11 protein-coding genes are annotated in these 8,730 nt (G+C 71.4%); 10 read left to right on the top strand and 1 reads right to left on the bottom strand.

Annotation, left to right across the window (positions count from 1 at the left end):
• The 10 genes from H5J29_RS12330 to H5J29_RS12285 all read left to right on the top strand — a co-directional run.
• On the top strand, positions 1 to 622 hold a 622-nt coding region (locus tag H5J29_RS12330), incomplete at its 5' end, for an acyl-CoA dehydrogenase family protein (RefSeq protein ID WP_281375946.1).
• 76 nt (positions 623 to 698) lie between these two features.
• Positions 699 to 1,514, top strand: a complete 816-nt coding sequence (locus tag H5J29_RS12325) for a M8 family metallopeptidase (protein WP_181781076.1) — start codon at positions 699 to 701, stop codon at positions 1,512 to 1,514.
• A gap of 51 nt (positions 1,515 to 1,565) precedes the next feature.
• Entirely contained in the window at positions 1,566 to 2,525 is a 960-nt protein-coding gene (locus H5J29_RS12320) for an ABC transporter substrate-binding protein (RefSeq protein WP_181781075.1), read from the top strand.
• A gap of 41 nt (positions 2,526 to 2,566) precedes the next feature.
• Complete coding sequence (locus tag H5J29_RS12315) at positions 2,567 to 3,076, top strand: PadR family transcriptional regulator (RefSeq protein ID WP_181781074.1); 510 nt, start codon at positions 2,567 to 2,569, stop codon at positions 3,074 to 3,076.
• Positions 3,077 to 3,105: 29 nt separating this feature from the next.
• Positions 3,106 to 4,221 carry a peptide chain release factor 2 gene (prfB, locus tag H5J29_RS12310; RefSeq protein WP_181781073.1) on the top strand — a complete coding sequence of 372 codons (1,116 nt, stop codon included), beginning with the start codon at positions 3,106 to 3,108 and terminating at the stop codon, positions 4,219 to 4,221.
• A gap of 81 nt (positions 4,222 to 4,302) precedes the next feature.
• Positions 4,303 to 4,992: a cell division ATP-binding protein FtsE gene (gene ftsE / locus H5J29_RS12305; RefSeq protein WP_181781072.1), complete on the top strand. Its 690-nt coding sequence runs from the start codon at positions 4,303 to 4,305 to the stop codon at positions 4,990 to 4,992.
• 40 nt (positions 4,993 to 5,032) lie between these two features.
• Positions 5,033 to 5,947: a permease-like cell division protein FtsX gene (ftsX, locus tag H5J29_RS12300; protein ID WP_181781071.1), complete on the top strand. Its 915-nt coding sequence runs from the start codon at positions 5,033 to 5,035 to the stop codon at positions 5,945 to 5,947.
• Between the two features lie 91 nt (positions 5,948 to 6,038).
• Positions 6,039 to 6,524 (top strand): SsrA-binding protein SmpB, encoded by a 486-nt coding sequence (gene smpB, locus H5J29_RS12295; protein ID WP_181781070.1) that lies wholly within the window; start codon positions 6,039 to 6,041, stop codon positions 6,522 to 6,524.
• Positions 6,521 to 7,420 (top strand): amidohydrolase family protein, encoded by a 900-nt coding sequence (locus H5J29_RS12290; protein ID WP_181781069.1) that lies wholly within the window; start codon positions 6,521 to 6,523, stop codon positions 7,418 to 7,420. Before smpB ends, H5J29_RS12290 begins: the two co-directional genes overlap by 4 nt.
• An 82-nt stretch (positions 7,421 to 7,502) precedes the next feature.
• The gene (locus H5J29_RS12285; RefSeq protein WP_181781068.1) at positions 7,503 to 8,540 is read left to right on the top strand and encodes an IS481 family transposase; all 1,038 of its coding nucleotides are present in this window, start codon (positions 7,503 to 7,505) and stop codon (positions 8,538 to 8,540) included.
• A 53-nt stretch (positions 8,541 to 8,593) separates the two neighbouring features.
• Here the strand turns inward: H5J29_RS12285 and H5J29_RS35840 are convergent, their stop codons facing one another.
• A complete protein-coding gene (locus H5J29_RS35840) occupies positions 8,594 to 8,716 on the bottom strand; it encodes a zinc-binding dehydrogenase (protein WP_281375947.1) in 123 nt (40 codons plus the stop codon).
• Positions 8,717 to 8,730: the final 14 nt, after the last annotated feature.

Genomic DNA, 8,730 nt, shown 5'->3' with positions numbered 1-8,730 from the left:
CGTCGGTGCCCTCGGCCTCGGCGGGCCGGTCGAGTACGGCGTCCTGGCCGACGTCGTCGTGGTGCCGTCCGGAGACGGGTTCGGCCTGCTCACGGGCGCCCGTGCGACCCCGGTCGGGTCGTACGACCGCACGACCAGGCTGGCCGCGCTCGCCGACGGGTCCGTGGAGGCCCTGCCCGGCGACGCGTCGTCGCTGGAGGCGCGGGCCACGGTGCTGGTCGCCGCGGACCTGGTCGGGATCGCGCGGTCGGCCCTCGCCCGCACGGTCGCCTACGACCGCGAGCGGGAGCAGTTCGGCGTGCCCGTGGGGTCCTTCCAGGCGATCAAGCACGCGCTGGCGGACATCCACGTGGGCGTGACGATGGCCGAGCACGCGGCGCTCTACGCGGCCCACGCGGTCGACATCGGGCTGGAGGACGCGGCGCTGGCCGTGTCGGTCGCGAAGGCCAAGGCGAGCGACGTGGCGCTGCAGTCCACCGCCGCGATGATCCAGTACCACGGCGGCATCGGGTACACCTGGGAACACGAGGCGCACTTCTTCTACAAGCGCGCCAAGCGGCTCGCCGGGCAGTTCGGGACGGCCGACGCGCACCGCGAGAAGATCGCCGCCCTCACGATCTGACCCCTCACCGCACGAACGGCACTCTCGCTCAGACCTTCTGAGCGAGAGTGCCGTTCGTGCGGTCCAGGATGGGGGGATGGACAGCTACCGCGCCGTCGCCGACGCCTCCCGCACCGCCGCGTTGACCCGGGAGCAGACCTCCCCGTTCACCATCGACGTCCGCTTCACCGGCGGGCTGAGCGACCGGCAGCAGGCGGCCTTCGCGACCGCCGCGGACCGGTGGGCCCGGATGATCGTGGGGGACCTTCCCCCGGTGACCGTGGACGGCGAGACCGTGGACGACGTGCTGATCCTCGCGGGCGGCACGGCGATCGACGGCGCCGGGCAGATCCTCGGCCAGGCGGGCCCGACGCGGCTGCGGCCCGCCTCGGCGGGCCTGCTCCCCGCCGTCGGGCAGATGGAGTTCGACACGGCGGACCTGCGGCAGATGGAGCGCGACGGCACCCTCGACGACGTGATCGCCCACGAGATGGGGCACGTCCTCGGCATCGGGACCCTGTGGGCCCGCGCCGGGCTCCTCACCGGACAGGGGACGGACGACCCGCGCTTCACCGGGGAGGGGGCGGTGGCGGAGTGGGCGGAGCTCGGCGGGACGGGGGACGTGCCCGTCGAGAACACCGGTGGCGACGGCACCCGCGAGGGCCACTGGCGGGAGTCCACGTTCGCGACCGAGCTGATGAGCGGGTTCATCGCGCAGCGGGGCAACCCGCTGTCCCGGGTCACCGTCGCGAGCCTCGGCGACCTCGGCTACACCGTGGACCTCGAGGCGGCCGAGCCCTACGCGGTGCCCACGCCGACCGAGTCCGCCGCCGTCGTGGCCGGGCCCGGCAGGCGTTCCCGGGTGACCCGGCCGCGGGCGAGTGTGCTGCCCGACTCCGCAGTGGACGTCTGAGGTAAGGCTTGCTTACATGACGGCGTGCTGCTTCTGGAACGACCCGCGCCCGTGACCGACGCCCTCGACCGCCGCGGCTTCCTGGCCGGGGCCGGGGCGGCGGCGGCCCTGTTCGGGCTGACCGCCTGCGGTGCCGCCGAGGAGCCGGCCCCGCAGGGGGCCACCCGCACCGTGGAGGGGGCCTTCGGGCCGGTGGCCGTGCCCGTCGACCCGCAGCGGGTGGTGGCCACGGACTTCTACACGACCTACGCCCTGCTCGACGTCGGGTACACCGTGGTCGGGACCGCCCAGGCCACGGTCGGCGGCGTGCTGCCCGAGTACCAGCAGGCCTACGACACGATCCCCAAGGTCGGGTCCACCGTGGACCTCAACTACGAGACGATCGCGGCGCAGCGGCCCGACCTGATCCTCGGCACCCTCGTGCCGAACCTGCCCGCGGACCTCGCGCAGCGGCTCGGGGCGATCGCGCCCGCGCTGCTGTTCCCGGCGGGCGGGAGCCCCGGGACCTGGCGGGAGCGCGCGGTCCGGACCGCCGACGCCGTCGGGCGGGGCGCGGAGATGGAGCAGGTCAAGGCGGCCTACGAGAAGCACGCCCAGGACATCGCGACCCGGTACGCCGAGGTGCTCGGCCGGACCCGTTGGGGGCTGGTGCGCGGCGGCCAGGAGGGGACGGCGCTCGTCGACCTGCCGAACTCGTGGAGCGGGGTGGTGCTCGGGGCGGTCGGCGCCCGGCTCACCGCCTTCGCCGAGGGCAAGGAGGGCGCCTCGGCGCCGCTGTCCTACGAGGAGCTGGGCACGCTCGCGGACTGCGACGTCGTGCTGCACCTGGCCGACACCCGCGGCGGCGTCGACCAGAACACCCGGCGGATGCTCGACGCGCCGACCTTCCGGGCCCTGCCCGCCGTGGCCGCCGGGCGACTCTTCCCGCTGCCCAACTACTACGTCTCGCACTACCGGCAGGGCGACGCCGTCCTCACCGAGCTGGAGGGGGTCCTGGGGGGCCTGTCCTAGTTGGAATCGCGGAACTCCCCCGACCGTGGGACCGTGGGGGAATGCCTGCCCCTCCCGCAGTCAACGCCACCGCCGCCGCCCTGCTCGGACTGCTCCACAGCGGTCCGATGACGGGCGGCCAGCTCGTCGCTGCGGCGGGTGAGCGGTTCGGGTCGTTCTTCACGGTCACCCGCAGCCAGGTCTACCGCGAGCTCCCGGTGATGGCCGAGGCCGGCCTCCTCCGGCTCGGCAAGCAGGGTCCGCGTGCCTCGCAGCAGTACGTCATCACCGCGGCGGGCAAGCGCTCGTTCAAGGCCTGGCTGCAGCACGGCAGCGGCGGCGACTCGCTGCGCAGCCCGCTCGTGCTGCGGCTGCTGCACGCGGGCTCGCTCACCGTGAAGCAGCGCACCGAGCTGGTGGACACCTCCCGCGAGGTCTACACCGCCCGGCTCGCCGAGGCCCGCGCCGCCGCCCGCGGCGAGACGGACCCGTACCAGAAGGCCGTCGCGGACTTCACGGTCTCCCACACCCGCGCGATGGTGAAGCTCCTGGACGCCATCCCCGTCGAGTAGACGGGGGCGGCCGCGTAGCCTGGAGCGTTGTGAACCCCGACGTGGCAGCCGACCTGAAGGACCTCGCGACGACCCTCGAGGGCATCGAGGTCGTCACGGACCTGCCCGCGCTCCGCAACGAGATCGCGGATCTCGAGGAGCAGGCGGGCGCGCCCGACCTCTGGAACGACACCGAGGCCGCGCAGAAGGTCACCAGCAGGCTGTCGCACGCCCAGGCCGACCTGCGCCGCGTCGAGGAGCTCCGCCGCAGGCTGGAGGACCTCCCGGTGCTCTACGAGCTGGCCGAGGACGAGTCCGACGAGTCCGCGATCGCCGACGCGGACCGCGACCGCGCGAAGCTCCGCGAGGAGATCGCGTCGCTCGAGGTCCGCACCCTGCTCTCCGGGGAGTACGACGAGCGCGAGGCCCTCGTGACCATCCGCTCCGAGGCGGGCGGGGTGGACGCGGCGGACTTCGCCGAGATGCTGATGCGCATGTACCTGCGCTGGGCCGAGCGCCACGGGTACAAGGTGGACGTCTACGACACCTCCTACGCGGAGGAGGCGGGCATCAAGTCCACCACCTTCCAGGTCCACGCGCCCTACGGCTACGGCACGCTGTCGATCGAGCAGGGCACCCACCGGCTCGTCCGGATCTCGCCCTTCGACAACCAGGGCCGCCGTCAGACCTCGTTCGCGGGCGTCGAGGTCACCCCGGTCGTCGAGTCCACGGACCACGTGGAGATCGACGAGAAGGAGCTGCGGGTGGACGTCTACCGGTCCTCCGGGCCCGGTGGGCAGGGCGTCAACACCACGGACTCTGCGGTCCGGCTGACCCACATCCCCACGGGCATCGTGGTGTCCTGCCAGAACGAGCGCAGCCAGATCCAGAACAAGGCGACCGCCATGGTCGTGCTGCAGGCCAAGCTCCTCGCGCGCAAGCACGAGGAGGAGCGGGCACTGATGGACTCGCTCAAGGACACCGGGTCCAGCTGGGGCAACCAGATGCGCTCCTACGTCCTGCACCCGTACCAGATGGTCAAGGACCTGCGGACGGAGTACGAGGTCGGCAACCCCGGCGCGGTGCTCGACGGCGACATCGACGGCTTCATCGAGGCGGGCATCCGGTGGCGGCGCAACCAGCAGCTCGAGGCGGAGAACGCGTAATCGGCCGAGCGGTAGCACCCGTGCGCCGAGGGGGCCTGTCGGATTCCGGTCGGTCCATGATCGGTCGGTAACGTCCCGCTGGTGATCCGGCTGGAGCGCGTCACCAAGATGTACAAGACCTCGACGCGCCCTGCACTGGACCGCGTGTCGGTCGAGGTGGACAAGGGCGAGTTCGTCTTCCTGATCGGCCCGTCCGGTTCCGGCAAGTCCACGTTCCTGCGGCTGCTGCTTCGCGAGGACGTCCCGACCCGCGGGAACATCTTCGTCACGGACCTGAACGTCGCCAAGATCCCGCGCCGCAAGGTCCCGCGGCTGCGCCAGCGGATCGGCTGCGTGTTCCAGGACTTCCGGCTGCTGAGCAACAAGACGGTCGGCGAGAACGTCGCCTTCGCGCTCGAGGTGATCGGCAAGTCGCCCACCACCGTCCGCAAGGTGGTGCCCGAGGTGCTGGAGCTCGTGGGGCTGGACGGCAAGGCGGACCGGATGCCGCACGAGCTCTCCGGCGGCGAGCAGCAGCGCGTGGCGATCGCCCGCGCCTTCGTGAACCGGCCGCTCCTGCTGCTCGCGGACGAGCCCACCGGCAACCTCGACCCGGACACCAGCCAGGACATCATGCTGCTGCTGGAGCGGATCAACCGCACGGGCACCACGGTCCTGATGGCCACCCACGACCACTCCATCGTCGACTCCATGCGCCGCCGGGTGGTGGAGCTGGACCTCGGCCGGGTCGTCCGGGACGAGGCACACGCCGTCTACGGGGTGGGTCGCTAGCCGTGCGCACCGCCGACGTCCTTCTTCCCGCGGAGGCGACATGAGAACAGACTTCGTCCTGCGGGAGGTCACGACCGGCCTGCGCCGCAACGTCACGATGACGGCGGCGATGGTCCTGACCACGGCCATCTCGCTGCTCATGGTCGGCACCGGGCTGCTCGCGGTGAAGACGATCGACGCCACCGAGTCGCTCTACTCGGACCGGCTCGAGGTGCGGGTGGCCCTCACCCAGGACGTCTCGGTGGCGGACTCGGACTGCTCCCAGCCGATCTGCTCGGGTCTGCTGGCCGTCCTGGAGAACTCGCCGCTGGTGGCGGGCGTGGAGTACGAGAACCAGGAGCAGGCCTACCAGCGCTTCCAGGAGCTGTTCGCGGGCCAGTCGGTCGCCGACCTCGCCCGCCCGCAGTCGCTGCCCGCGACCCTGCGGGTGAAGCTCGTGGAGCAGAACGGGTCCACCGAGGCCGGCGCCTCCGCCGTCAAGCAGGCGATGGAGGGCCAGGTCGGCGTCCGCACGGTGATCGACCAGCGGGACGTCGTCGCCAAGCTGTTCGACTTCCTCGGCGGCGTGCGGAACGTGACGTTCGCGCTGGCCCTCGTGCAGGCGATCGCCGCGCTGCTGCTGATCTCCAACACCGTGCAGGTCTCCGCGTACACCCGCCGCACCGAGGTGGGCGTGATGCGCCTCGTCGGCGCCACGCGCTGGTACACCCAGCTGCCGTTCCTGGTGGAGGCCGTGCTCACCGGGGTGGCGGGCGCCGTCCTGGCGGGGGTCGGGCTCGTGGTCGGGAAGGTCGCGTTCATCGACTCGCTGCTGGCCGGGATCGCGCAGAACGGGGTGATCCCGCCCGTCACGCTCGTCGACGTCCTGGCCGTCTCGGCGTACCTCGTGCCCATCGGCGCGGTGATCGCGGGCGTGACCGGCTACGTAACTCTGCGCCTGTACGTCAAGGTCTGACGCATTATGGAGCCACAACTGTCGTTTCCGACCCCGGAAACGACAGTTGTGGCTCCATAATGCGGGGGCGGCGGCGGGTACGCTGGATCACGTGAAGGAGAAAGGCCGCAAGGTGATCGCGCAGAACCGGCGCGCGCGCCACGACTACGCCGTGCTCGAGGAGTTCGAGGCCGGCGTCGCGCTCATGGGCACCGAGGTGAAGAGCCTGCGGCTGGGCCGGGCGTCGATCGTCGACGCGTACGCGACGGTGGACGACGGCGAGGTCTGGCTCCGCGGCCTCCACATCCCGGAGTACACGCAGGGCAGCTGGACCAACCACGAGCCGCGGCGGACCCGCAAGCTGCTGCTGCACCGCTACGAGATCGAACGGCTCATCGGCAAGATCCGCGAGGGCGGGCTCACGCTCGTCCCGATGTCGCTGTACTTCTCGGACGGCAAGGTCAAGTGCGAGATCGCGCTGGCCAAGGGCAAGAAGTCCTACGACAAGCGGCAGGACCTCGCCAAGAAGGACGCCCAGCGCGACATGGCCCGCGCGATCGGGCGGGCGGCGAAGGGTCGGGCGAGGTCCCTGCAGTGACGGCGGGCCCCGCCACGGACGCCGACGTCTCGGGCTGGGTGGCGGACCTCGGTCTGCCCGGCCTCGTCGACGTGCACGTCCACTTCTTGCCGGAGCGGGTGCTCGCCAAGGTCTGGGCCTACTTCGACGAGGCGAGGACGCACTACGGCATGGACTGGCCGATCCAGTACCGGCTGCCCGAGGCCGAGCGGGTCGCGATCCTGGCGAAGCTGGGCGTGCTCGCCTACGCCCCGCTCGTCTACCCGCACAAGCCGGGCATGGCGGCCTGGCTGAGCGAGTGGGTCGGGGAGTTCGCGGACTCCACACCCGCCGCGGTCCGCACGGCCACGCTGTATGCCGAGCCCGGCGTCGAGGAGTACCTGGGCGCCGCGGTCGAGCAGGGCGCCCGCGCGGTGAAGGTGCACGTCCAGGTCGGCGGTTTCGACCCGCGGGACCCGCTGCTGGACCCGGCCTGGGGTCTGCTGGCCGAGGCCGGGGTGCCCGCGGTGGTGCACTGCGGCCATGGCCCGATCCCCGGCGCCCACACCGGGCTCGACGTCTTCGGCGAGGTCCTCGCCCGGCACCCCCGGTTGACGGCGGTGCTCGCCCACGCGGGGATGCCGGACTTCGGGACCGCCGTCGACCTCGTGCACCGCTACCCGAACGTGCACCTGGACACCACGATGGTCGGCACGCCCTACGCGGAGCGGTTCGCCCCGCTGCCGCCGGACTGGCCCGCCCGCCTGGCCGAGATCCCGGGCCGGGTCGTGCTGGGCACGGACTTCCCCAACATCCCCTACGCCTACGCGACCCAGCTCCGGGCGATCGCGGGCTGGGCCGAGGCGTCCCCGGCTCTCGGGGAGGTCTTCCTGCGCGATGTCCTCCACGACGCCGGGGCCCGCCTCCTGCACCTGTGAGCGGCGATAGTCGCTCTGGCGACCTGAAGAACTGACGGGGATGGTTGACACCTGGGTCTCTTGATCATTAGGAGACTCGTCTGTGAGTGATCCCCTTCTGGACCGTCAGGTGCGTCGTCGCCTGGCGGTCCTGCGCCACGCCGAGGAAGTGACCGGCAACGTCGCGATGACCTGCCGCTACTACGGCATCAGCCGCCAGTGCTACTACACCTGGCTACGCCGGTTCGACGCCGAAGGACCCGAAGGGCTGCGCGACCGCTCGCACCGGCCCCACCACAGCCCCAATGCCACCGAGGCCGAGGTCGTGGAGAAGATCGTGCACCTGCGCCGGCACTACCACTTCGGCCCGGCGAAGATCGTCATGTACCTGGCCCGCTATCACGACGTCACGATCAGCGTGTCCGGCGTGTGGCGCATCCTCAAACGCCTCGGCCTCAACCGGCTGCCCGCCTCCCAGCGCTACCAACGCCACGACCGACGCTGGAAGCGCTACGAGAAGGCCCAGCCCGGCCACCGCATCCAGATCGACGTCAAGTTCATCGAAGCCCTCCCCGCGACCAGCCCGAAGCCGGGGAAGGACCCGGCTGCAGCGTCGGCGGCAGCGTCAGGACCGGCGTCGAGCTCGGAGCACATCGTGGAGACCACCGGGCTGACCGCGCGCCGCCGGCGCCGCTTCTACCAGTTCACCGCGATCGACGACTGCACCCGGCTGCGCGTGCTCAAGGTCTACCCGCGCTCCGACCAGAAGACCGCGGTCGCGTTCCTCGACCACGTCCTGTCCCGGCTGCCGTTCAAGGTCGAGGTCATCCAGACCGACAACGGCGCGGAGTTCCAATCCGCGTTCCACTGGCACGCCCTCGACCAGGGCCTGCAGCACGTCTACATCAAACCCCGCACACCCAGGCTCAACGGGAAGGTGGAGCGCTCACACCGCATCGACGCCGAGGAGTTCTACCGACTCCTCGACGGCGTCGTCATCGACGAGAGCAAGTCCTTCGACGACAAGCTGCGCGAGTGGGAGGACTACTACAACTACCACCGCCCACACGGCGGGCTCGGCGGCCAAACCCCCTATGAAAGGCTCCTCCAGAAGACCACCAAGCCCACCGCTCAGGCGTAGCCAGCCTCCGTCAGTTGCACAGGTCGCTCTGGCGACCATCGCCACTCACGACCTCAGGGGACGAGGACGAGGCGGCCACCGACCCCACCCGCGGCCAGTCGCTCGTGGGCTCGGGCCACCTCGTCCAGCGGGAGGGTGATCGCGCGGGGGAGCCGCAGCTCGCCCTTCTCCACCAGCGCGGACAGCTCCC

The organism is Pseudonocardia pini (genome assembly GCF_013870575.1).
GTDB lineage: Bacteria > Actinomycetota > Actinomycetes > Mycobacteriales > Pseudonocardiaceae > Pseudonocardia > Pseudonocardia pini.
Note: the sequence above shows the minus strand (reverse complement) of the source record. Positions and strands in the feature narration are given on the sequence as shown.